Below are 24,562 nucleotides of genomic sequence, written 5' to 3'. Positions count from 1 at the left end.
AAAACCTCACCTCAAGCGTCCCGGATCGTCTCACCTGTGCAGGTGCTGCCGATCTTCGGGTCAGGAATGCGCAAAGCGCGCGACGGCTTCGAACCGGGACGGCCATGTGCCCGACGCGTGTTCACATTCCGGGCACGCCACTTCAAACCCCTCTTTACCGTGTGACAGCTCCGGCTCCCCGTCGCAATGCGGGCACTGGGTCGGCACCGGAATGTCGTGATCCAGCGCGGTGCCGATCGCGGAAAACGCTTCCGCATCCAGTTGCCCGGCATCGGCCAGGCGCCGGATCAGCGCGGAGACTTCCGGATTCATCCCTTGGCTCGCGCGCAGCGAGCTTACGTCGCGTGTCGAGCGTTCCAGCTCATCGCCTTGGGTGCGCAACTGTTCTTCGAGCCGATCCGCGCGGGCCTTGGCCGAACTCAATTGCTGCAGGAAATCGAATTCCTTGCGCTGAACGTCCCGCAAACCGCTCTGGTAGGTCGATGCCATGCTGCGCAACGAGTCGAGTTCGACCAGCATCGGTTTGACGCGACGTTCGGCTTCGGCCACGGCGTCCTTGATTTGCTGCGCATAGTGCTCGGTGCGCTGCTGCAATTCGGCTTGCAACGCATCGATCCGGTCGCGCAGCGTTGCGTTTTGCGTCTGCTCGGCGTCGATGCGGGCCGCTGCCGCAGCCAGTTCCTTCTCCAGTCGGGCGACTGTGGTGAGTAACGTCGCTTCGCTCGCCGAACCGTGCGTCGATTGCGACGCGAGTTGAACCTCGAGTTCGGTCACTCGGGCCTGCAACTGCTCGTTTCGGGTTTCGCCGCGGGCGAGCGCCCCTTCGAGCGTCTCCTGGCGGACGGTTGCGTCGCGCAACCGCTGTTCGGCGTCGGCCACGCCGGCGCGAACCTGCTCGCGATCGCCATCGAGACTGTCGCGGGCTGCTTTCAGCGCTTCTTCATAGAGTGCGCCGAGCAATGCGCCGGCTTTTTCCTCGACGGCCTTCGGAATGGCCGCACCGTCGAGCCGGATCTTGGACGCGGAACGGATGCGCTCCCAGAAATGGTCGATGTCTTTCGGAATGTCGCTGGCGCTGCCGGTCTGGGTGAGATCACGGACGTTGGCGGCCGACGGCCGGATGCCGAGATCGAAGAACAAACGCTTGCATGCATGCAGCGACAATTCCTGACGGCGTGCACCGCTGGCGCGCAGTGATTCCAGTTCGTCTCGAATGACTTGGCGTATTTCGTCCAGGGTCATGACCGTGCTCACAGACATTGAAGTGTGGCAATCATAACGAAATACGTATTTATTGATACTGGTTTTGTGCAGACGTGGTGAATTTACGTCGCTTCGCACAGAAATCGGATCTGTGAGCCGATCTGGTCGACTGTGCTCAAGGATTCCGTGAAACAAAGCGAAGAAGATCAGCCAAGTCCTTGTTGCACAAGCATTTTCCTGCAGACCCCGAATTTCGGTATTTGTTTCACATGACAGCGGATCCGATTGCCTGTGGGTGTTCAGGGGTTGGGGTGTCTGTGGAAAACTCGTCAGCCGATGTCTTGAGAGTATTAGAAGTAAACACCCTTGAACCCTTAGTTAAAAACGTTAACGCCACGGCACAGCCTTATGTAACAAGGCTTTCCGGCCGACAAGGTGAAGTTTTACGGGAGCCAAGGTGATCTTCTGCGGGAGCTGAAGTGATGGGGTTCAGGGAGCAGCGTGAGCCGTTGCAGGAAAGGTCGTGAGCGGATTCGGGATCACAGTGAAACACGAGATTTCCCAAAGGTGAGGTTTTTCGGGGCCGCACAGCCACAGAACCCGCGCGGTGCCTGACTGCACAGTTTTCTGCCTGTGCAGACACAGGTGAGCGTTTGCAGGACCTTCTTTGCGCCCCGATTCTGCCCATCTTTTGGGCAGTTTTGGCGAAAGGTGAGGTTTCACGGGACTCCGCGGGATTTTGCTGTGAGGATTTCCGGGAAACGAACGCCATTTTGCACAGCAAAAGTGCGCTCAGGGGCCTGTGATGCCCTAAAGGTGAGGTTTTTCGGGAGGGAAATGCGGGTTTTCCTGGCCTGATCCCGTTAAGGTGAGCTTTTTCGGGGCATGGATCACAGACTGTGTGCGCAGTCACAGGTGAGGCTTTTCGGGAATGGAATTTGCCCGAAAAATGGTCAAAGGTGAGGTTTTTCGGGACCTGTGAGCGGCCGGATTCGTCGAAAAGCCCACCAGGACTGGAAGAAATCTCGTTTTCGCTGTGCCACTTTTTGGCACAGGTGAGATTTTTCGGGGGCTGACATACCGTTGTCGTATGAAGGATTCCCGCCGAAAGGTGAGGCTTTTCGGGGGATGTCCGCGGCGCACAGCCAAATGCCGTCTGAGCATAAGTATCGGAACGCATTGAGGTTTTTGATACTGTGGCGGTTACGGTGAGGTTTTTCGGGAGCCACTTCCGTGCCCGTTGCGGCACAGCATTTTTTCGGAAAGGTGAGCACTTTCGGGATGCTTCGCCAGCCAATCCCGTGTGTATCGGGGATTCGTCGGCATCCGGACGAAAGAACAAGCTGTGCTCAAGGTGAGCATTTTCGGGACCTGATCCTGTTGGTGCGCTGTACAATGCGCGCCCGGGCCTGCAAATCAGGTTCGATCGGGCCGTGCGGGCCGGTTTCGGCAGCGTCTTTTCGTACGCCGGACCCAATCTCGATTCGCCCGCGAACCGTGCCTGTACATGCATACAGGCCGCCGCGGGGTGATCGGGAACGCACAGCGACGGACAATCGCAACCCTGTGCCGAACGCACGGCCGCGCAGTCGCAAAATTACGACAAATTGAAAGGTGAGCCGATACGGGAGCGAATTCCGCACGTGTCGTGCACAGGTGAAATTCTGTGAATCCGCGCATCCCGCGGCACGTCTGGAAGAGTCCGGAACGCTGCAATGGCGGACCGGTGAGGGTTTTCGGGAGTGGTTGGGGTGAGCACCGTTTTGCACGCGCGCTTCACCGGCTATGGTGAGCATGTCGTTCTGGACGCACATCACCGCAGGCGCTATCCTTCCGGGAAACTTCACCTCCGACCCGACGTATGGCCACGACGAAGCGCGCCAAGAAAACCGATGTGGATGTGGTGAGTGCCAGTTCAGCCGAATTGCGCAAGGCCGTCGAGGCGATTGCCATTCAGCCGAAAAGCGGCAAGATCACGCTCCTCACTCGCAAGCTGTTCAATGTCCTGCTGGCCGTCGCGCAGCAGGCCGACGACTCGGGCGATACGTATCGCGCGCTGCTGTCGGACATCGTCGCCAACTCCGCTTTCGACTCGAACGACACCGCGCTGGTGAAGGAACACCTGCGCCGCATGGTGTCGGTGCAGGTCGAATGGAGCACGGGGACGTCGAGCCAGAAGCCTGGCCGCAAGTGGGGGATCTCGACGCTGATCGCCGACGCGGAAATCCTCGAGGATCCGACGACCCGCCGCGTGTGGGTCGAATTCTCGTTCGCACCGAAGATCAAGAAGAAACTGCTGGACCCGGTCCAGTATGCGCGCCTGAGCCTGCAGTTCCAGAGCCAGCTGCGCAGCAGCGCCGGTCTCGCCCTGTACGAGATCTGCGTGCGCTACCTGACGAACCCGAGCCACCTGACGATGCGCGAACCGTGGGAATGGTGGCGGCCGATCCTGTCGGGTACGCCCGATACGGAAGCCGGCGACGAGGCAAAGCGCGAGTACAAGTACTTCAAGCGCGATTATCTGCGTCCCGCGATCGCGGAAGTCAACGCGGTCACCAACATCTTCGTCGAGCTGATCGAGCACCGCGAAGGGCGCCGGGTGGCCGAGATCCAGTTCCGCGTGACCGAACGCAAGCAGCCGATGCTCGCGCTCGACGAACACCCGAACGTATTCGACAGCACGCTGGTCGACCGGATGGTCAAGCTGGGGATCCCGCTGAAGGAAGCGCAGACGCTCTATGCCGACAGCGAGGAGAACCGGATTCGCGCTGCACTGCAGATGACCGAACAGCGGTTGCGCAGCACGACGCTGCCGCCGGTGCGCAGCGCGCCGGCGTTGTTCAAGGATGCGCTGAAGAAGGGCTATGCGCCGCCGGTCGAGTCGGTCGACGCGCTGCCTGCCGGCACGCCCTCTGCGAAGGTCGCAGCGGCCCAGCCGGACGATCTGAAGGCACGTCTGATGAGCGAGTTCGCGGCGTTCCGGCGCAAGGAAGCGAAGGTGCTGTACGAAGAGCAGGGCGACGCGGAGCGCGAAGTGGCGCGCGAGTCGTTCGAATCAGAGGCGCTGCCGACGATGGGCTCGCATCTGCGCGACGACTGGCGCAAGCGCGGCCTCGATTCCAAGCTGGCCGAGACGGCCTTTTTTGACTGGCTGGCCCAGAAGACCTGGGGCGAGCCGACCGACGGCGACCTGCTGTCGTTCACGCTGAATCAGTCGCGGGCCGCCTGAGGCCCGCTGACGGGCCGCTGCCGGCCTCGCCCTGAGCCGGCGGGCCCGGCGTCCTCACCGGGCCCTGCGGGCCGTTTCCATCACTCCGACAACAGCATCCGCTCGAGCTGCTCGAGGATCGCGTCGCGCTTGTCTTTCGGGAGACCGCGCAGGCGCAATTCGATGCGATCTTCGCCATACGACTTCAGGTCGCCGACCGATTTGCCGCCGAGCTTGATCTCAAGACGCTGCGCATAGCGCTGACGGCCTGCGACCTTCGGCGTCTCCTGAGCCGCAACGCGACCCTTGACGATGTCCGACACCTGGCGCGTGCTGAGATCGTCCGACACGATCTTGTTGATCAGCCGCAGCGTCGCCTCGGTACCGCGCGCGTTGTGATAGCGACCGACTTGATACGCCATGTTCGAGCCGAAGCGGTCGGGACGCACGACCATCTCCTGCATGATCGGCTCCGGCAGCTTGCCGATCGACAGTGCGACGGCCACCGTCGACTCGTCGAGGCCGAGATGCTCGGAGAGCTCCTTCTGGCTCTGGAAATGCTTGTCGTCGAGGAAGCGGCGCCACACGACGGCGTTGTCGAACACCGTCTGCGTATCGCGCTGGACGTTGAGATCGTAGCCGAGCTTGTAGCTCTGGATGCCGATCGGCACGTCGATCACGATCGCCTTGACCGACTCCTTGTTTGCTTCCTTCAACGCCCGCACGCGGCGACCGCCGTCGCTGACGAAATACGTGCCCGGGTTGTCGTAATCCGGAATCACGTGGATGGCCTGCTGTTGCCCCTGCTTCGCGAGGTTGACCGCGAGTTCGGCAATCGACGACTTCAGATAGAAGTGCCGCGGGTTGAACGGGCTATGCTTGATCGCCTTCAACGACAGCTCGATCACCTGGCCCGGTGCGTAGCGATTCTCCAGGCGCCACGCGCGATATTGCGGCGACTCGTCGATCGACGGATCGATCGTGAGCTCCGGAGCAGGCGGCGGCGCGATGTCTTTCTTTGCGGATTTGGTCGGCGCAGGCGTGGGCGTCTCGGACTTGACGATGCCGTCGATCGCGTTGAGCCGATCAAGCGCGGTGCGCTTCTCGCTCGTCGTGATATCCGGGCGCGCTTGGAATCCTTTGGCAAATTGGGAGGGTTTCATGTGACTCCTTTGTGCGCATAAAGTCAGGGCAGCATGGCGACGATTTCGTCGGCACATGCACGAATTTCGGCGGCGGCCAGCTTGCCGCCGCGATCGTTCATCTGCAGCACGGTCTGACCGAGCGCCATCGCCTGCTTGTACGCTTCCCGGGTCGGGATCTGCGTTTTCAGCAACGGGAAGCCGAGCTCCTCGAGCGCACGCTTTAGCTCGCGGGTCAGCATGCGCTTCTCTTCGGTCTTGTTCAGCAGGAAGACCGCGCGGAGGTCTTCGTTCATGACCTGCGCCTGCTGGATCAGCTTGACCAGCCCGACGCTCGACCAGTAATCGGCGGGCGACGACGAAGTCGGGATCACGGCAATCGATGCGGCCAGCAGGACGACGCCTGAGACTTTCTCGGTGATCGACGGCGGGCAGTCCACGACGATGATGTCGTAGTCGTTGATGAACTTCTTGATCTCGCGATGGATCTGGCCGTCGGCTTCGGCGAGGTTGACGACCGGAAACGGGATGCCGTTTTCGCTGTCGCCGGATGCGCTCGACCAGTGAACCAGCGTGTTTTGACGGTCTGCGTCGATGACGAGGACGCGCTTCCCTTTTTCATGGAACGCGGCGCCGAGGTGCATGGCAATCGTGCTTTTGCCGACGCCACCTTTTTGTTGAGTGACTGCAATGATTTCCGCGGCCAATTTTCACTCCTGTTTTGGTCGTTGGAATTCTACAGGACGATATTTGGATTTCAATGAAATTGTCGTTCGACAACTACGCATTAGCCATTCGGGCTATCGGTTTATGCGCATAAACGAGCCGGAGGAGATTGGTGGCTCGATTGGATCGTGTGGGCGATGCTTGGAGATGTCGATGGGCTGACGTTGGATGTGTCATCGCCAACGGTGTTGTCGGGGTGAATGATCGCCCTCCGCGATATCCCGATGCGCTGCCCTTTCGCTGGACGGGGGTGTCATGTCAGACGGCCGGCGAGTTTCTGCGCATAAACTCGGCAGAGGTTATGCGGTCAATCTCGTGGCGAAATGCCTGGGGCACGAGCGAGGGTTGTGCGCCGCTGCCTTGTCCATGCATGCCGCGTTGGTGGTGCGCGCCGTTGAACGCACGTCGATGTGCGTTCAACGGCGCGATGTTTATGCGCATAAACCAGCGACGCTCGATGGCGAGCAACGATGGGCCACGTGCAGCCCCGCCTGAATCCGATGCGCGATGATGCCGTGGCGAGGCTGCATGTCGATATAGCGCCCCCTCGGTGCCGTGATGTATCCACATGCGATCACGCGCCAAATTGCGACGCACCTCCCCCAGCGATCGCTGGCTTTATGCGCATAAACCACCTGGCTCACGCTATCCCCCGCACCACACGCTCACCTCGGAGGTAGTCACGATGCATTGGCTCGCAGAGACATAGCCTTCATCCCGCGATAGCGCACCGCCCGACTTTATGCGCATAAACACATCCATTCTTTGAAGCATGTGCCCCGGAGAGCGCTCCCCTCTCGCGGCTCCCTGCCATGATGCGCCGCCTCACCGACTGCCTCGGCGATACACCGAATCCACACCCGACTTCACCCCAGCCGCCCCCTCAGAACCCCTCGCACAGACTGGCTACAATACAGGGCTCTACCATCCAGGCCTGAATGATGATCACGATCTACCACAACCCCCGATGCTCGAAGTCGCGCGAGACGCTTGCGTTGGTCGAATCGCTGAATACCACCGGCACGCCGCTGAATGTCGTCGAGTACCTGAAGACGCCGCCGACGGTCGAGGAACTGGAAACGCTGCATCGGCAACTCGCCCGCCCGATGCGCGACATGCTGCGTGACGGCGAGGAGCCGTACAAGGCGCTGAATCTGGCCCGCGCGGATTTGACCGACGCCGAGGCCTATGCCGCGATTGCCGCGCATCCGATTCTGCTGCAGCGGCCCATCGTCGTGTATCGCGGCAAGGCGGCGATTGGCCGGCCGCCCGAATCGGTGAAAGCGCTGTTCGAATAATTCCTGGCCGGCGTATTTTTCTTATTGCATCAGTCCGACGCTCGCGCGGGCATTCGACGCCGACGCGATCGCCGGGCAATCCACCGCCTGCGACGCGAACGAGAGCGGCGACACGAACCGTATCCTAGCGTTCGCCGGACGACGTACCGTCATCGTCCGGCTCCTGCCCCGCCGCCGCTTTCGCGGCCGTCCGCAACAGCGAAATTTGCCCGCGATAGGCTCTGCATCCGCTGCAGGTCGGCAGATGAATGCGCACCTGCAGTCGTTCGTGCAGCGTCAGATGCCGGTCGAGCGCATCCGACAGCAGTCGCGTGATGTCAGTACATTTCCCCGGCAGCATCTTCGGTCGTCAGTCCTTTTTCACTCAGGCAGGTTCGCAGGCGCGTGCGCGCCCGATACAGCAGCACGCTGCAATGATTCGTCGTCATCGTCAGTTCGCTGCAGATTTCCGCAATCTCGACATCGAGAAATTCGCGCATCATGAACACGCGCCCGATCTGTTCCGGAAGGTGGTCGAGGCAGACCTGGAACAGCGTCCAGAACTGCTGCTGCTGCAACAGCGTCTCGGGCTTCGGCCATGGTCGCGGCTTCGCATGCGCGGCCCAATGCCCGTTCTCCTTGAACAGTTCTCGATCGAGCACCGATTCGCCGTCGAGTTCGGCGTCGAGCGCGGACAGGTTGACTGTCCGCTGCCGCGCGCGCAGCACGTCGATCAGCTTGTTGCGCAGGATGCCGAACACCCACGTCTTGTGGGCCGACAGCCCGGCGAAATCGCCCGCGTGCGACCACGCGGCGGCCAGCGCTTCCTGCACGGCGTCTTCGGCCGCGTCGGTATCGCGGAGCTGGAGTCGCGCGAAGCGCAGCAGGTCGCGCCGCAGTTGCGCGAGATAAACGGGATCGTCGTAGGCGGACGGCATGTCTGGGTTGCAGTGTTTCGAAACGATCGCGCTTGCGCCACCGGGCGCGCGCATCGCGGTGCGAGCAGCTTACTGGGCGCGCCGCCGGCCTGCAATGCATGTTCCGTCACGATTTCACGAAACCGGCCAGCGTGCTGCGCTATGCTTGCCGAACCCCGGCTTGCGCGTCGACGGCGTCGCGCGGCGGGCAATCTGTAACGTCAGAACATAACGGTCGAGTTATCCACAATTTCTGTGGAAAACCTTGTGGAAAGTCGGCCGGACGGCCCCGTGGGACGGCTCGCGGGCTGGCTTGCCTATAAACAGACCTTTATTGCCCGTTCGGAAGCAATTGATCCGATTCCTCACTCACCGGAAGGAGAATGCCATGTCCTATCGTATTGCGGTCGTCGTCGGCAGCCTGCGCCGCACATCGACGAACCGTGCGCTCGCGCATGCCGTGATTTCGCTCGCCCCCGCCGATTTTTCGTTCGAGTTCGTCGAGATCGGCGAGCTGCCGCTGTACAGCCAGGACTACGACGCGGATTTTCCGGAAGTCGCGAAGCGCTTCAAGCAGTCGATCGAAGCCGCCGACGCGCTGCTGTTCGTCACGCCCGAATACAACCGGTCGATTCCCGGCGTGCTGAAGAATGCGCTCGACTGGGGTTCGCGCCCGTGGGGTTCCAACTCGTGGTCGGGCAAGCCCGGTGCGGTCCTCGGCACGTCGCCGGGCGCCGTCGGCACCGCGCTCGCGCAGCAGCACCTGCGCAACGTGCTCGCATACCTCGACGTGAAGACGCTCGCTCAACCCGAGATGTTCATCAAGCACGATCCGGCACGTATCGACGATCAAGGCCAGATCGTCAGCGAAGACACCCGCAAGTTCCTGCAGGGCTTTGTCGATCGCTACGCGGGCTGGGTGCGCCTGCTGAAGTCGGCCTGAGCGTCACGCGTTCGGCCGTCGGCGCGGGCCCGCACGCAGCGGGTCACGCGCCGGCGTGCCGCGCGTCGCGCGCTTCGCGGATGCCCAGCAGGATTTCGTCGAGCAGCGCGATGTCGAACGGCTTCGACAGCACGCGGACGTTGACGGTGCGCGTGCGGTCGAGCTCCTCCGCGTAACCCGTGACGAGAATCACGGGCAGCTTCCCCGGCCGCTTGTCGACCGCTTCCGCGAGGTCGATGCCGTTCAGGCGGCCCGGCATGTGGATATCCGAAATCACGAGGTCGAACGCATCGTTCGCGGCCGCGCCCTCGATCAGGCGCAGCGCATCGTCGGCGCTGGGCGCATAGGTCACGCGGTGGCCGAGCAGCGACAGCAGCGCCTCCGTGCCGGCCGCGACTTCGCTGTTGTCCTCGACGAGCAGCACGTGCAGGCCCGCGAGTGCGCCCGTGCCTGCTTCGTGCGCGACGGCCGGCGGCCGCGCGACGACGTCTTCGGCGCGTGCGCGCGGCAGATAGAGGCGCACCGATGTGCCGGCCCCGACCGCGCTGTCGATCGTCGCCAGGCCGCCCGAGCGTTCGCAGAACGCGAACACCTGCGGCAGGCCGAGCCCCGTCCCCATCCCCTGCGCCTTCGTCGTGAACAGCGGTTCGAATGCGCGCGCGAGCACGTCGGGCGCCATGCCCGAACCCGTATCGTCGAGCGAGATCTGCACGAAATCGCCGGTCAGCGGGAAGCCGTCCTCACGACGCAGCGTCACGTTGCGCGCGCCGACCGTGAAGCGGCCGCCGGACGCCATCGCGTCGCGCGCGTTGACCGCGAGGTTGATCACCGCGAGTTCGAGCTCCGCGACGTCGACGCGGATCGGCCAGACGCCGGGCTCGATCGCGACGACCAGCGACGACTTCGAACCGAGCGACGTCTTCAGCAGTTCGCGGCACGTGCCGACCCATTGCCCGACGTCGATCGTCTCGTTGTGCAGCGGCTGCTTGCGCGCGACGCCGAGGAGCTGGCGCGTGAGCGACTGCCCGTTCTTCAGCGCGCGCTCGATCGCGCCGAGTTCCTTGTCGAGATGCTGGACGCCGCGCCGCCGTGCGATCTGCACGTTGCTCGAGATGATCATCAGCAGGTTGTTGAAGTCGTGCGCGACGCTGCCGACGAGGTTGCCGAGCGCCTGCATCTTGCGCGACTGCCGGTACGCCGACTCGATCGAACGCCGCATCGATGCTTCGGCCTGCCAGCGATCCCACGCCTCCTCTTCCGCCTTCAACCGCTTGAGCGACAGCCAGATCACCGACCACAGCGCGATCGACGGCGCGAACATCGAGATGAACAGCACGCTCAGGTGTTCGTACCATTCATGCCAGATCGCCGACGTGCGGTACGCGCACGTCACGTACACGGGATAGCTGCCGACCTGGCGGTACGCGACGATCTCGCTGCTCGCGCCGTCGTGGCGCACGCGCACGACGCCTGCGCGCGGATCGTTGCGCGCGTTGCCGAACGTGACCGAGCGATCGGTGTGTGCGAGCGACGGCGGCGGCGGATACGACGCGATCACCGCGCCGTCCGAGCGCGCGAGCGCCATCGTCATCGGCGTGCTCGCGCCGCCGAGGAGGTCGCGATAGAACGCATTGAAATACGACGACTTCAGCGCGATCGACACCATCCCGGCGAACGAACCGTCGCTGTGACGGCGCGCGACGCCCGTGTTGAAGACCGGAATGTTCTCGAGCTTGAGCGGCCCCATCATCAGCCGCGAGATGTGTTCGATGACCTTGCCGTCGCGGATGCCCGTGAAGTCGTCGCGGTTCGCGATCGACGCATACGGCGCCGGGTAGTAGAGGCTGTTGGCGAGCAGCATCCCGCTCGCGCCGAAGATCGACACGGCGGCCACCTGCGGATAACCGCCGCCGATCGTGTTCAGCGCTTCGTGGATGTCGGATTCCTTGGTGCGCACGGTGGCGTCGTCCATGTCCTGCACCAGGTCGACGATGCGCGCATCGAGTGTCTCGCTCAGGTCGAACACCTTGAGCGCGTGCTCCTCGGCAACCCGCACCGTGCGCATCGTCACGTCGCTCGCGGCGGCCTCGCGCGTATTCAGGTCGTTGTACGCCATCACCACCACGTAGATGCACGGCAGCACGATCGCCGCGACGAGCAGCACGATCAGCGTCACGCGGCGCACCGCGAAATCGTGTTCGGGGGCGCCGGACGCGTAGCTGCCGTCGTCCTGCCAATCGTCGGCGGGCGGGGAGGCGGGGGCGTGGGAGTCGGCAGGCCGGTCGGACGTCATCGAAGAAGCGGGTGAGGCGGAGGTGCCTGCCATCATAAACGAGTTGCGACGGCCCGCCGCGCAGCCCGCGGCGTCACGATCCTGTCGATTCCGACAGGGGGAAACTGTCAGATTGAAAACGCGACGAATCCGGCAGCGCAAACGTACACAAGGAAAAATTTTGCGTGCTTATCTCGAAAATGATCGCGGCTGTTTTCGGAATGGCGTGCGATCGGACCGATTCTGTTCGAAATGGTGAAAATGGCGAGTTGCATCGCCTCCGGTTTACTCCGAGAATCGCGCCTTGCTTTCCCTATGACAGATATATGCGCCCGCCGGCGATCGCCGCGCGGGCGTCGCGCGCACCTGCGTCGCGACGCCCGCGCACGGCCGCAAGGCGGTTGCCCGCGCCCGAACGCATGGCCCCTAAAGAAGTGCGCCGCGCGGTCGTTAACGCGAGAGAGACCATTCCGTATACCGCATCGCCCCATGCCTTTGCCGATTGTAATTGCCGACGATTCGCTGCTCGCTCGCAAACTTCTGACAAAGGCGCTGCCGGGAGACTGGGACGTTGAAGTCGCGTATGCAGCGAATGGTCGCGAGGCCTTGGCGCTCTATCGTGACGGCAAAGCTTCCGTGATGTTTCTGGACCTGACGATGCCCGACATGAGCGGATATCAGGTCCTGGAAACACTGCGCCACGAAGATCTGAACACGTTCGTGATCGTGGTATCCGCCGATATCCAGCCGCAGGCGCAAGCACGCGTGCGTGAATTGGGCGCGATCGCATTCGTTGCCAAGCCCGTGACGTCGGAGGCATTGCTGCCCATTCTCAAGGAGTATGGGTTGTATGCCTGAATCGGTGTTCACGGCGGAGCAACGCGACGCGTTGCAGGAGATCGCCAACCTTGCAATGGGCCGCGCCGCCGCGCGGCTTGCGTTGTTGCTCGGGCGCTTCATCGAGTTGTCGGTGCCGCGCGTGCGCGTCGTGCAAGCGGCCGACGCGGGCAACGCGCTGCGCGAGATGACGGGCATTCACGACAACGTGACCGCCGTGCGCCAGGGCTTCCGTTCCGACATCAAGGGCGAAGCGATCGTGCTGTGCCGCACGTCGGGTGTCGCGCGGCTCATGTCGGTCGTCGACCGCACGTTCGGCGACGGCGTCTACGGCGGGATGGCGACGCCCGACGAACTCGTGTTCGACGTCGCGAACGTGCTGATGGGCGCGTGCGTCGCATCGATCCTCGACGAGCTCGGCCGCAAGCCCGTGTTCTTCCCGCCGGGGTTGCTCGGCGCGAACGTGTCGTTCGACGACGTGTTCGAGCCGAACGTGCTCGCGTGGAGCGTCGCGCTGCTGCTCGAGGTGAATTTCGGGCTCGAGGACCACACGTTCCGCGCTCACTTCGTCATGCTGATGGCCGAGGATTCGATCCGGTTGATGGGCGACGCGCTCGACGCGTTGCTGTCCGCGCTATGACGGCCGCCGCCCCGTCGCTGAGCGACCTCGTGATCGAGCGGGTCGGCTTCGGGCTGTTCGTGCTCGACCGCTCGATGACCGTGCTGATGTGGAACCGCTTCATGCAGGATCACAGCGGCATTCCGGCGGCCGACGTGATCGGCCGCAACCTGTTCGACCGCTTTCCGGATCTGCCGCACACGTGGCTGTCGCGCAAGCTCGAGAGCGTGTTCCAGCTCGGCAGCTTCGCATTCAGTTCGTGGGAGCAGCGGCCCTACCTGTTCCGCTTCGAGCACGACCGGCCGATTACCGGCGGCGTCGACTACATGCAGCAGGACTGCACGTTCATGCCGCTCACGCGCGGCCGCGACGTCGAGGCCGTGTGCGTGACGATCTCGGACGTCACGCACGTGAGCGTGATGCAGCGCGAGCGCGAGGAAGCCGTCGCGAAGCTGCGCGAACACGCGAATCGCGACGGGCTGACCGGCATCGCGAACCGGCGCTTCTTCGAGGCGCGGCTCGGCGACGAATTCGCGCGCTGGCAGCGTTACGGCGGTGACATGTCGGTGCTGCTGTTCGACCTCGACCACTTCAAGACGATCAACGACCGCTTCGGCCATGCGGCCGGCGACGCCGTGCTGCGCGAGACGGCGCGCCGCGTCGCGTCGATCGTGCGCGCGCAGGATACGTTCGGCCGCTTCGGCGGCGAGGAATTCGCACTGCTGCTGCCGTGCACGAATCTCGACGAGGCGATGCTGGTGGCCGACAAGGTGCGCGACGCGATCGGCAGCCTGCCGGTCGATGCCGAGGGCGTCAGCGTGCCGGTGACGGCGAGCGTCGGCGGGGCATGCGCGAAGACGGGCGCGCCGACCAGCGACGTGCTGGTCAACGAGGCCGACGCCGCGCTCTATCGCGCGAAGCGGCTCGGGCGCGATCGTTCGGTGGCCTACGCGTAGACCGCGCCCGCCCCGCTCAGCTTTTCGCGATGTCGGCGAGCACGCCGGCCAGCACGGCCGGCTGCGACATGAACGGCGAATGGCTGCTGTCGAGCTGGTGCACGTGGGTCGGGTTGCCGGGCGCGAGCGCGTCGGCTTCGTCGATGAAGCGCTGCTGCAGCGCGGGCAGGATCACGCGATCCTCGAGACACTTGATGTAGTGACGGTCGATTGCGCCCCAGCGCGCGGCGGTGGTCGGGATCGCGGTCGCGAACGGAGCGGCCGGCACGTCGCAGGTCATCAGGTTCGCGACGGCGTCGAAGTCGGCCTGCGGCACGTCCTCATACAGCGCGCGCTTCATCGTGTCGCGATACGCGGCGTCGCCGCTGCGCGGATCGATGCGCAGCGCACCGGCGACGCGCGGACTCGCGAGCATCAGCGGGCCGAGCATCTCGCCCTTGTTCTCCGGCGCGCGCACGTAGTCGAGGCCCGGCACGCCCGAGCCCGGCATGAAGGCCGCGAGATAGACGATCTTCGCGATCTTCTCCGGTGCGCGCTCGGCGGCCGCCGTGATCGCGAGGCCGCCCATGCTGTGCCCGACGAGCACGACCCTGCCGCGGCCGAGCGCATAGGCGTCGTCGACGGCCTGCATCACTTGAGTCGCGTAGTCGTCGAGCGTCGTGTTCGCGACCGGCGACGGTTCGGCGCCGAACGCATCCTTGTCGAGCGGCCGTTCGAGATACGACGCGGGAAAGCGGGCGTTGATGCCGTGCGCGGGCAGGTCGCGCGCGATCGACAGGTGGCCGCGCGCGGCCAGCGCCGCCGCGACGTGCGCGTAGCACCAGGCGCCATGCCAGGCGCCGTGCACGAGCACGAAAACGGGATGGCCGGACTGCGGGGTGGCGGTGTCGTTCGTCTCCATGGTGTCCGTATTTTTTCGAGAAAGGTGTCATCTTAGACGAACCGGCCGGCATCCAGATGCGGACGCACGGTGCGGTTGCGTGGCCGGTCGCGGTCCGTCCCTCTTGTCTCGCGCAGGCCACATTTCGTCCGGATCTGATTTGAATTTGTGCCGAAGCACGCTAACTTGTTGCTTTGCTCGCGATTGCGCCCCATGAACGTCGACTATCTCTTCTACCGGAAGCCGGACAAACCCGGCCCCTATTCGCTCGACGACCTGGGCGACATCGCGCCGCCGATCGGCCCGGGCGACCTGGTGCGTGCGGGCATCGCACGCGTGTTCGAACAGATCGACTGGAAGGAATCGCCCGACGTGCCGGGCGCGTGGTTCGGCACCGGCGGCGCGGTGTTCCAGTTCACCGCGGAGCCCGACGGCCGCGTGACGAGCTTCATGGGCTCGCGCCTCGAACGCCGCACGATGCTGCAACTCACGCGTGAAATGGGGCTCATTGCGCTCGATCTGCAGCGCGACATCGTTTACGGCTGACGCGCCGCCGGCGCCGCGCGGCGCCGGTTCCCGCCGAGGCCGGCCGCACCGGGCTGCCGGCGGCCTCCGGTGCCCTGCCGGGCGTGGCGCGTGTCCGCCATCGAACTTCAAAGATTGCTATACTTTCGCCCAATTCCGGCTTCCGGCCGGTAATTTGTGCCTGTCTGCGTCGATCGTTCGCATATCTCGCACGCATTTGACACCCTGACCATCCCAGCCGGGCATGGCTTCTTCAATCGCCCCGCGTGGGTGTCTCCGTGGAGCTCGTCTTGGCCGTTTCCAATTCCGTCGTGGACGAACAAGAAACCGACGCCGCTGCCGTCACATCGGGCAGTTCTTTTTATCTGGCGATGCGCATCCTGCCGGCCGTGCAGCGCGACGCGATGTTCCAGGTCTACGCGTTTTGCCGCGCGGTCGACGACATCGCCGACAGCGACCTGCCGCGCGCGGAGCGCAATGCGGGCCTCGATCGCTGGCGCGCGGATATCGACGCGTGCTTCGCGGGCCGCCCGCCGCGCCACCTGGTTGCGCTCGACCGCGAGATCCGTGCGTTCAACCTGCAGCGCGCCGATTTCCACGCGATGATCGACGGGATGGCGATGGACGCGGTCGAAGACATCTGCGCGCCCGACGAGCCGACGCTCGACCTCTTCTGCGATCGCGTGGCGAGCGCGGCCGGCCGGCTGTCGGTGAGGATTTTCGGGATGCCGGAAGCCGAGGGGATCAAGCTGTCGCACCACCTCGGCCGCGCACTGCAACTGACGAACATCCTGCGCGACATCGACGACGACGCGGCGATCAACCGCTGCTACCTGCCGCGCGAACTGCTCGCGCGCGAAGGCATCGCGATCACCGATCCGGCGACGATCGTGCGCGATCCGGCGCTGCCGCGCGTGTGCGCGACGCTCGTCGAGCGCGCGCTCGAGCACTTCCGCCAGGCCGACGCCGTGATGGATACCTGCCCGCGTGCGCAGGTGAAGGCGCCGCGCATCATGTCGGGCGCGTATCGCTGCATTCTCGAAGCCGCGATCGCACGCGGCTTTGCCGCGCCGCGCGCGCCGCTGCGCAAGCCGAAAGCGCGCATGCTGATGATTGCCGCGCGCTACGCGCTGTTCTGAGTCGACCGAGTCGATGCCCAGAACCGTCCACGTGATCGGCGCCGGACTCGCGGGCCTGTCGGCCGCGGTCGAGCTGCAACGCCGCGGGCGACGCATCGTGCTGCACGACGCGCACGCGCATGCGGGCGGCCGCTGCCGCTCGTGGTTCGACGGGACGCTGAACACGACGCTCGACAGCGGGCTGCACACGGTTTTCGCGGGGCAAGCTGCGACGCAGCGCTACCTGCGCGCGATCGGCGCGGCCGATCAGCTCACGGGGCCCGCGTTGCCTGAATGCCCGGTCGTGGATATCGCGTCGCAGCAGCGCTGGACACTGCGCTTCGGCAACGGGCGCTGGCCGTCGTGGCTGTTCGATGCCGCGTCGCGCGCGCCGGGCACGACGCCGCTCGACTACCTCGCGCTCGCGCCGCTCGCGGTCGCGCGCACGGGCCGCTCACTCGCACAGACGATGCGATGCGATGGCGTGCTGTGGGATCGTTGGCTGCGGCCGTATTTCCTCGGTGTGCTGAACGTCGAGCCGCGCCATGCAAGCGCCGAACTCGCGCGCGCCGCGCTGTGCGGCACGTTTGCCGCGGGCGGCCCGGGCAGCCGTCCGCTCGTCGCGCGCCACGGGCTCGGCAGCGCATTCGTCGAACCGGCGCTGCGGATGCTGCAGCACGGCGGCGCGCAGATCCGGCTGAATTCGCGGCTCGACGCATTCGAATTCGGCGCGCACGGCAACGCGGTCGATGCGGTTTCGGTCGGCGGCGAGCGCATCGATCTCGCGCCGGGCGACGCGGTCGTGCTGGCCGTGCCGCCCGAGGTCGCGCGGCCGCTCGTGCCCGAACTCACCGCGCCCGACACGTTCAGCGCAGTTGTGACCGCGTATTTCGCGGTCGAATCGCCAGCCGGCCATCCGCAGCAGACGACCGTCGTCAACGGCATCGTCGACGCGGTGCGCACCGGCAGCGGCCAGCTCGCGGCGACGATCCGCGATGCGGGCCGCTGGCTCGACACGCCGCGCGACACACTCGCGCGGCGCATCTGGGAAGACGTCGCGCGCGTGACCGGCGCGAACCCGGAAACCATCCCCGCGTGGCAGCTCGTCGTCGAGCCGCGCGCGGGCTTTGCGGCGGTGCCGTCGCAGGAAATGAAGCGTCCGGCCGTGCGTACGCGCTGGACCAATCTTGTGCTGGCGGGCGACTGGATTGCCACCGGCTTGCCCGCCACGATCGAGGGCGCGATCCGTTCCGGCCAGCTGGCCGCGGACGTGCTCCAGACACAATAAGAGAGGGACCGATGAACGATCTCACCGAAATGGCTACCTTGTCCGCCGGCACCGCGCCGGCCGGCGTCGACGCGGCCGTCGCACGTGCGACCGATGCGCTGCTGGCCGCGCAGCAAGCGGACGGACACTGGGTCTACGAACTCGAAGCCGATTCGACGATTCCCGCCGAATACGTGCTGCTCGTCCACTATCTCGGCGAGACGCCGAACCTCGAGCTCGAACAGAAGATCGGCAAGTATCTGCGCCGCATCCAGCAGGCCGACGGCGGCTGGCCGCTGTTCACCGACGGCGCGCCGAACATCAGCGCGAGCGTGAAGGCGTATTTCGCGCTGAAGGTGATCGGCGACGACGAGAACGCCGAGCACATGCAGCGCGCACGCAAGGCGATCCACGCGATGGGCGGCGCCGAGATGTCGAACGTGTTCACGCGCATCCAGCTCGCGCTGTACGGTGCGATTCCGTGGCGCGCGGTGCCGATGATGCCGGTCGAGATCATGCTGCTGCCGCAGTGGTTCCCGTTCCACCTGTCCAAGGTGTCGTACTGGGCGCGTACCGTGATCGTGCCGCTGCTCGTGCTGAACGCGAAGCGCCCGATCGCGAAGAACCCGCGCGGCGTGCGCATCGACGAGCTGTTCATCGATCCGCCCGTCAACGCCGGGCTGCTGCCGCGCCAGGGCCACCAGAGCGCCGGCTGGTTCGCGTTCTTCCGTGTGGTCGACCATGCGCTGCGCGCGGTCGACGGCCTGTTCCCGAGCTACTCGCGCGAACGTGCGATCCGTCAGGCCGTGTCGTTCGTCGACGAGCGCCTGAACGGCGAGGACGGCCTCGGCGCGATCTATCCGGCGATGGCCAACGCGGTGATGATGTACGACGTGCTCGGCTACGCGGAAGATCATCCGAACCGTGCGATCGCACGCAAGGCGCTCGAGAAGCTGCTCGTCGTGCACGAGGACGAAGCGTACTGCCAGCCGTGCCTGTCGCCGGTGTGGGACACGTCGCTCGCCGCGCATGCGCTGCTCGAGACCGGCGATGCGCGCGCGGAAGAAGCCGTGCTGCGCGGCCTCGAATGGCTGCGACCGCTGCAGATCCTCGACGTGCGCGGCGACTGGATCTCGCGCCGTCCGCACGTGCGGCCCGGCGGCTGGGCGTTCCAGTACGCGAACGCGCACTACCCGGACGTCGACGATACGGCCGTGGTCGTGATGGCGATGGATCGCGCGCAGAAGCTCAAGCAGTCGGACACGTATCGCGATTCGATGGCGCGTGCGCGCGAATGGGTCGTCGGCATGCAGAGCAGCGACGGCGGCTGGGGGGCGTTCGAACCGGAAAACACGCAGTACTACCTGAACAACATCCCGTTCTCCGATCACGGCGCGCTGCTCGATCCGCCGACGTCCGACGTGTCGGGCCGCTGCCTGTCGATGCTGTCGCAGCTCGGCGAGACGCCGCTGAACAGCGAGCCGGCCCGCCGCGCGCTCGACTACATGCTGAAGGAACAGGAGCCGGACGGCAGCTGGTATGGCCGCTGGGGGATGAACTACGTGTACGGCACGTGGACCGCGCTGTGCTCGCTGAACGCGGCCGGCCTGACGCCGGACGATCCGCGCATGAAGCGCGGCGCGCAGTGGCTGCTGTCGATCCAGAACAAGGACGGCGGCTGGGGCGAGGACGGCGACAGCTACAAGCTGAACTACCGCGGCTTCGAGCAGGCGCCGAGCACGGCGTCGCAGACGGCCTGGGCGCTGCTCGGCCTGATGGCGGCCGGTGAAGTGAACAACCCGGCCGTGGCACGCGGCGTCGACTACCTGATCGCCCGGCAGAACGAAGAAGGCCTGTGGGACGAGACGCGCTTCACGGCGACGGGCTTCCCGCGCGTGTTCTACCTGCGCTACCACGGCTATCGCAAGTTCTTCCCGCTGTGGGCGCTCGCGCGCTACCGCAACCTGAAGCGCGACAACGCGACGCGCGTCACGGTCGGGATGTAACGGTGGGCGTATCACGACACAACGGCGCATTGCCCGTCATCGCGGTGACGGGGATGGCGTTCGAGGCGCGCATCGCGCGCGGTAACGGCGTCGAGGCTGTCTTCGCTGCGCGCGCCGACCGGCTCGAACGCGCGCTGGCGGACGCGACCGCGCGCGGCTGCGCGGGCATCGTCAGCTTCGGCACGGCGGGCGGGCTCTCGCCCGATCTGGTGCCTGGCGCGCTCGTGATCGCGAGCGCGATCGACGGGCCGTTCGGCCGCGTGGAGACCGATGCGGGCTGGAGCACGCGGCTCGTCGCCTCGCTGCACGACACGCCGGTGTGGGCGCGCGTCACGCGTGGCACGATCGCGGCCGTCGGTGCGCCGGTCGTCAGCGAGCAGGAGAAGACCTCGCTGCATCATGCGAAGGGCGCGCTGGCCGTCGACATGGAGTCGCACATCGCGGCGGCCTTCGCGGCGGCGCGCGGCGTGCCGTTCGCGGTGTGCCGCGCGATCGTCGATCCGGCGTGGCGCACGCTGCCGCGTGCGGCGACCGCCGGCCTGCGCGACGACGGCAGCACGGCGATCCTGCCGATCCTGCGTGAATTGCTGAAGCAGCCGTCGCAGCTCGGCCCGCTGCTGCAGGTCGCAAGCGACGCGCGCGCGGCACGCACCACCCTGATCCAGGCGCGCCACGCGTTCGAGCGTACGGGCGCGATGCGGATCGTCTGAGCGGCCTGCGCCGCGACTTTCTCCCCTCTTCCCGGTTTCCCCGTTTCGTACGGACAAAAAAAGAGCGCTGCATGTGATGCAGCGCTCTTTGTCTTTGCGCGGCTGCCGTCGCGGCGTTACTGCGCGGCCGGACTGCTTGCAGGTGCGGCCGGCGTGGCCGGCACGGCCGCCGAACCGGACGACGCCGGCACGGCGGCCGACGCCGCGGCCGGTGCGGCAGCAGGCGCACTTGCGGGCATCGCATTGTCCGCGCCCGGATCGTCGTACTGCGGCAACCCCGGCGCGGCCGGCGCGTTGTTCGGCGTCGTGCCCGATGCGCCGCCCGAGTCGCCCGGATCCTCGTAGTTCGGCAGCCCCGGCACGGCCGGCGTCGCGGCCGGCGCGGCGCCCGACTCACCCGGTTCGTTGTAGGTCGGCAGCGCGGCCGACGACGACTGGCTGCGGTACGTCAGCGACTTGCGCTGCTGCAGGTAAGCGTCGCGCACGAACGAATACGGATCGAGCGCGGCCTGCTTCAGCAGGTCGGTCGCGCCGAGCAGGTCCGAGCGCGCGCTGATGAACTGCGCGATGTACATCGGGTTGCGCGCGGCCGGCTCGATGTAGTTCAGCAGGTTGAAGCGCACGTCCACCGCGCGGCCGACGCCGTCGCGGATCGTACTCGGCCCGAACACGGGCAGCACGAGGTACGGGCCGGACGGCACGCCCCAGCGCGCCATCGTCAGCCCGAAATCCTGGTGGTGCTTCGGCAGCCCGGCCGGCGTCGCGATGTCGATCAGGCCGGCGACGCCGAACAGCGAGTTCATCGCCACGCGCATCAGATCCTGCGTCGCATCGGTGATGCGCAACTGCAGCAGGTTGTTCGCCATGTTGCCGAGATCGCCGAGGTTCGAGAAGAAGTTGCTGATCGCGGTCCGCACGGGTGTCGGCGTGATCTTCTGGTACCCCTTCGCGATCGGCTGGGCGATGTTCGTGTCGACCGTGTCGTTGAACGTGTACATCGCCCGGTTCATCGGCTCGAGCGGGTCGTTGGGATTGCGGTTCGGTCCCGTCGCGCAGCCGGACAGCATCGCGCTGGCGGCGACGGTCGCCGCAATGATTCGCACCTTATTCATTGATTCCTTGCGATTGGTTCTTGGCGCGTTTGACGCGCGGTTTGCCCATCAGGACGGGCTGGAACACCACGGCGCCGATCAGCGTGCAGGTCAGGGCCAGCGCGAGCAGCTTGCCCATGCTCGATGTGCCCGGATGGTGCGACAGCCACAGGCTGCCGAATGCGGTCGCCGTCGTCGCGGCGCTGAACAGCACGGCATGCGTGAGGCTCGAGTGCAGCAACCCCGTCTGCCCCGCGCGCCACGCCATCACGAAATACACCTTGAACGCGACGCCGACGCCGAGCATCAGCGGCAGCGCGATGATGTTCGCGAAGTTGAGCGGCATGCCGAGCACGACGCACATCTCGAGCGTCACGACGCCCGACACGAGCAGCGGCACCAGCGTGCGCAGCACGTCGCCGAAGCGGCGCAGCGTGATCCACAGCAGGATCGTGATCGAGATGATCGACCACAGCGCGGCATGCAGGAACGCGTTGATGATCGTGTCGGCCGAATGCAGGATCGAGATCGGCCCGCCGGTCGCGCCCGGTTCCGCGGCCTTCACCGTTTTCGCGAAACGGCGCAGCATCGTGTCGTCGTTCGGGTCGACGCCCTTCGGCACCTTCGGCGAGATCTGCACGAGCGCGTGGCCGTCCGGCGCGACCCAGTCGCGCACGAGTTGCGGCGGCAGCGATTCGCGCGTGATGTCCTGCGGCTGCAGCAGCGATGCGAGCTGGTTGAGCGCGAGGCGCAGCGTTTCGCCGAACGCGCGCTCGGCGCGATCGCGCGTCGCGCTGTCGGCGGCCGCGAGCTTCGCGAGCGATGCGGACAGGTGCTGCGCGGCCGCTGCGCCCGGGCCCGGGTGATCTTCGGCCGCGTAGCTCAGCAGGTCCGACACGCGCTTGAGCGCGGCGACGCGCTGCGCGTCGGTCGCGGGCGGCGCGGCCGGTTGCGTCAGCGCGGGCAGCAGGTCGCTCGCGGCGGCGGCGATCGCCGCGCGCTTGGCCGGCTGGTCGGCGGGGATGAAGGTCGACAGCGTGGTCGTGCGGCCGACTTCGGGCAGCGCGTCGAGGCGCTTCGCGGCCGCATCGGCTTCGGCGAGCGACGGTGCGAGCAGCGTGACGTCGTTGACGGCCGCTTCCGGCGAATCCTTCAGCGCGAGCAGCGTCGCCATCGATTCGCTGTTCGGATCCTTCAGGTGCAGCGGGTTGAAGTCGAAGCGCAGGAACGCGAGCAGTGGCAGTGCGCCGATCACGACGACGAGCGTGCCGATCAGGATCGGCTTGCGATGGCGATCGAGGTAGTCGTCGACCGGCGCGAGCCACGGGAAGCCCGGCGTCTTCGATTCGCCCGGCGGCGCGAACAGGCGCAGCAGCGCGGGCAGCAGCGTGAGCGTGGTCAGCAGTGCGACGAACATCCCGACGCCCGCGATCAGCCCGAGCTCGGACACGCCGCGATACGCGGTGGGGATGAACGAGAAGAAGCTCGCGGCGACGGCCGCGGTGGCCAGCGCGAGCGGCATGCCCATCGAGTGCGCGGCGCCGATCAGCGCGTGATCGATGCGCGGATCGCGGAAGCGTTCCTCGCGGTACTTCACGCCGTACTGGATCGAGAAGTCGACGCCGAGGCCGACGAACAGCACCATGAACGCGACCGAAATCATGTTCAGCGAGCCGACCATCGCGAGGCCGAGCGCTGCGGTCACGACGAGGCCGACGAACAGCGTGACGAGCACCGATCCGATCATCCGCTTCGAGCGCAGTGCCAGCCACAGGATCACGAGCACGGCGAGCAGCGTGAGCGCGCCGTTGAGCGCGGCGCCGTCCTCGACCGACGCGAATTCGTCGTCGGCGAGCGGCTGTTCGCCGGTCAGGCGCACGGCCGCGCCGTAACGCTTCTCGAGGTCGAGCGAACGCGCCGCGTCGCGGATCACCTGGCTCGTTTCCGCGCCGGCCTTCAGTGCGCCGTAATTGACCACCGGCTGCACGGTGACGAACGCGCGCGCGGGCTGCCGCGCGGCATCGCTGTCGACCAGCGCGCGCCACGAGAACGCGGCCGGCTTGCCGGCCAGCACGTCGTCGACCGTCGCCGCGCTGCGCGCGAGCAGCTTCGCCATCGTGGGCAGTTTCACCTGGCCGGTCAGCAGCGGCTGGCCGAGCGTGGTGGCCAGTGTGGTGGCGAGCCCGGTGAGGCTCGGGTTCTTCGCGAGTTCGTTGACGAGCGGGCGCGCGCTCGCGAGCTGCGACGTCGTATCGGAGACTTCCTGCGGCGACAGGAACAGCAAACCGTTGTGCTCGAAGAACGGCCCGCCGCCGGGCTCGGCGACCTGGCCGATGCGGCCGGCTTCGGCATCCTTCTGCAGCGCTTCGGTCAGCGCATGCGCGGCGGCGTTCGCGAACTCGGGCGCGGGCGCCTCGACGACCGCGAGGATCGTGCCGTTGCGTTGCGGGAACGCCTTGTCGACGGCCTCGCCGAGCGCGGCCCATTGGGGCTCCGCATCGACGAGCTTGCTGATGTCGGTGTTGATCTTGAAATGCTGCGCGACATAGACGCCGCTGAGCGCGGCGATGACGAGCGACAGGACGACGACCCAGACGGGGCGGCGCACCGACCATGCAACGAGTCGGACGATGAGAGATGTCACCATGTGGCGGTGGGGAGCGGCTGGCAAGGGCAAAGTAGCCAAGTATACCGGCGCGGCGTGGCGGCGGTCGTGACGTTGGGGGTTTCGGGGCGGGAAGGAGATTTGTTTGCGGTGGCGGAATCGGTACCGGTGACCGGTTCATTTGTATGGGGATATTTACATAGTCGGCGCGGGGCTGCGTTGCCTGTGACAAATGAAGCTGAAAGGTAACAGTCGGTCAC

The 24,562-nt window shown here is 65.8% G+C and carries 20 protein-coding genes; 11 read left to right on the top strand and 9 right to left on the bottom strand.

Annotated features, from left to right (window positions below; translation table 11 throughout):
• Positions 1-60: 60 nt before the first annotated feature.
• On the bottom strand, positions 61-1,242 hold the full coding sequence (locus HWX87_RS15055; protein ID WP_176047840.1) for a DNA-binding protein: 1,182 nt from the start codon (positions 1,240-1,242) through the stop codon (positions 61-63).
• Between the two features lie 1,822 nt (positions 1,243-3,064).
• Between HWX87_RS15055 and HWX87_RS15050 the strand changes: the two genes are divergently transcribed.
• A complete protein-coding gene (locus HWX87_RS15050) occupies positions 3,065-4,432 on the top strand; it encodes a replication initiation protein (protein ID WP_176047839.1) in 1,368 nt (455 codons plus the stop codon).
• Positions 4,433-4,512: 80 nt separating this feature from the next.
• Here HWX87_RS15050 and HWX87_RS15045 read toward each other — a convergent pair whose 3' ends face one another.
• Complete coding sequence (locus HWX87_RS15045) at positions 4,513-5,574, bottom strand: ParB/RepB/Spo0J family partition protein (RefSeq protein ID WP_176047838.1); 1,062 nt, start codon at positions 5,572-5,574, stop codon at positions 4,513-4,515.
• A 23-nt stretch (positions 5,575-5,597) separates the two neighbouring features.
• The gene (gene parA, locus HWX87_RS15040) at positions 5,598-6,260 is read right to left on the bottom strand and encodes a ParA family partition ATPase (protein ID WP_059238301.1); all 663 of its coding nucleotides are present in this window, start codon (positions 6,258-6,260) and stop codon (positions 5,598-5,600) included.
• Between the two features lie 957 nt (positions 6,261-7,217).
• On the opposite strand from parA, the gene arsC reads away from it, so the two are divergent.
• A complete protein-coding gene (gene arsC, locus HWX87_RS15035; protein WP_176047837.1) occupies positions 7,218-7,577 on the top strand; it encodes an arsenate reductase (glutaredoxin) in 360 nt (119 codons plus the stop codon).
• A 124-nt stretch (positions 7,578-7,701) separates the two neighbouring features.
• Here arsC and HWX87_RS15030 read toward each other — a convergent pair whose 3' ends face one another.
• Entirely contained in the window at positions 7,702-7,917 is a 216-nt protein-coding gene (locus tag HWX87_RS15030; protein ID WP_176047836.1) for a zf-HC2 domain-containing protein, read from the bottom strand.
• Complete coding sequence (locus HWX87_RS15025; protein ID WP_176047835.1) at positions 7,895-8,494, bottom strand: RNA polymerase factor sigma-70; 600 nt, start codon at positions 8,492-8,494, stop codon at positions 7,895-7,897. The genes HWX87_RS15030 and HWX87_RS15025 overlap by 23 nt, the downstream gene beginning before the upstream one ends.
• Positions 8,495-8,861: 367 nt before the next feature.
• Between HWX87_RS15025 and HWX87_RS15020 the strand changes: the two genes are divergently transcribed.
• Complete coding sequence (locus HWX87_RS15020) at positions 8,862-9,416, top strand: NAD(P)H-dependent oxidoreductase (protein WP_176047834.1); 555 nt, start codon at positions 8,862-8,864, stop codon at positions 9,414-9,416.
• A 43-nt stretch (positions 9,417-9,459) separates the two neighbouring features.
• On the opposite strand, the gene HWX87_RS15015 is transcribed toward HWX87_RS15020, so the two are convergent.
• Positions 9,460-11,709, bottom strand: coding sequence for a hybrid sensor histidine kinase/response regulator (locus HWX87_RS15015; RefSeq protein WP_176047833.1), 2,250 nt, complete (start codon positions 11,707-11,709; stop codon positions 9,460-9,462).
• 468 nt (positions 11,710-12,177) lie between these two features.
• On the opposite strand from HWX87_RS15015, the gene HWX87_RS15010 reads away from it, so the two are divergent.
• The 3 genes from HWX87_RS15010 to HWX87_RS15000 are packed head-to-tail and all read left to right on the top strand — an operon-like array spanning position 12,178 to position 14,100.
• Positions 12,178-12,546 carry a response regulator gene (locus HWX87_RS15010; RefSeq protein WP_034187557.1) on the top strand — a complete coding sequence of 123 codons (369 nt, stop codon included), beginning with the start codon at positions 12,178-12,180 and terminating at the stop codon, positions 12,544-12,546.
• Positions 12,539-13,165 (top strand): chemotaxis protein CheC, encoded by a 627-nt coding sequence (locus HWX87_RS15005; RefSeq protein WP_176047832.1) that lies wholly within the window; start codon positions 12,539-12,541, stop codon positions 13,163-13,165. Before HWX87_RS15010 ends, HWX87_RS15005 begins: the two co-directional genes overlap by 8 nt.
• The gene (locus HWX87_RS15000; RefSeq protein WP_176047831.1) at positions 13,162-14,100 is read left to right on the top strand and encodes a diguanylate cyclase; all 939 of its coding nucleotides are present in this window, start codon (positions 13,162-13,164) and stop codon (positions 14,098-14,100) included. The genes HWX87_RS15005 and HWX87_RS15000 overlap by 4 nt, the downstream gene beginning before the upstream one ends.
• Before the next feature lie 16 nt (positions 14,101-14,116).
• On the opposite strand, the gene HWX87_RS14995 is transcribed toward HWX87_RS15000, so the two are convergent.
• Entirely contained in the window at positions 14,117-15,001 is an 885-nt protein-coding gene (locus tag HWX87_RS14995; RefSeq protein WP_176047830.1) for an alpha/beta fold hydrolase, read from the bottom strand.
• A gap of 192 nt (positions 15,002-15,193) precedes the next feature.
• Between HWX87_RS14995 and HWX87_RS14990 the strand changes: the two genes are divergently transcribed.
• The 5 genes from HWX87_RS14990 to HWX87_RS14970 all read left to right on the top strand — a co-directional run bounded on the left by HWX87_RS14990 (position 15,194) and on the right by HWX87_RS14970 (position 20,606).
• Positions 15,194-15,526, top strand: coding sequence for a hypothetical protein (locus HWX87_RS14990; RefSeq protein ID WP_176047829.1), 333 nt, complete (start codon positions 15,194-15,196; stop codon positions 15,524-15,526).
• 269 nt (positions 15,527-15,795) lie between these two features.
• Positions 15,796-16,644, top strand: a complete 849-nt coding sequence (hpnD, locus tag HWX87_RS14985) for a presqualene diphosphate synthase HpnD (RefSeq protein ID WP_176047828.1) — start codon at positions 15,796-15,798, stop codon at positions 16,642-16,644.
• Positions 16,645-16,657: 13 nt separating this feature from the next.
• Positions 16,658-17,911, top strand: a complete 1,254-nt coding sequence (gene hpnE / locus HWX87_RS14980) for a hydroxysqualene dehydroxylase HpnE (RefSeq protein ID WP_176047827.1) — start codon at positions 16,658-16,660, stop codon at positions 17,909-17,911.
• Between the two features lie 11 nt (positions 17,912-17,922).
• Entirely contained in the window at positions 17,923-19,896 is a 1,974-nt protein-coding gene (shc, locus tag HWX87_RS14975; RefSeq protein WP_176047826.1) for a squalene--hopene cyclase, read from the top strand.
• A 2-nt stretch (positions 19,897-19,898) separates the two neighbouring features.
• Positions 19,899-20,606: a phosphorylase gene (locus tag HWX87_RS14970; RefSeq protein ID WP_176047825.1), complete on the top strand. Its 708-nt coding sequence runs from the start codon at positions 19,899-19,901 to the stop codon at positions 20,604-20,606.
• A gap of 116 nt (positions 20,607-20,722) precedes the next feature.
• Here the strand turns inward: HWX87_RS14970 and HWX87_RS14965 are convergent, their stop codons facing one another.
• Both HWX87_RS14965 and HWX87_RS14960 read right to left on the bottom strand, forming a co-directional pair.
• Positions 20,723-21,718, bottom strand: coding sequence for a VacJ family lipoprotein (locus HWX87_RS14965; protein WP_176047824.1), 996 nt, complete (start codon positions 21,716-21,718; stop codon positions 20,723-20,725).
• A complete protein-coding gene (locus HWX87_RS14960) occupies positions 21,711-24,344 on the bottom strand; it encodes an MMPL family transporter (protein ID WP_176047823.1) in 2,634 nt (877 codons plus the stop codon). The genes HWX87_RS14965 and HWX87_RS14960 overlap by 8 nt, the downstream gene beginning before the upstream one ends.
• Between the last annotated feature and the right edge of the window lie 218 nt (positions 24,345-24,562).

The sequence above is a fragment of the Burkholderia sp. BCC1644 genome, assembly GCF_902833225.1.
Lineage (GTDB): Bacteria > Pseudomonadota > Gammaproteobacteria > Burkholderiales > Burkholderiaceae > Burkholderia.
The sequence above is the reverse complement of the archived record's forward strand: the minus strand, read 5'-3'. Positions and strand labels throughout refer to the sequence as shown.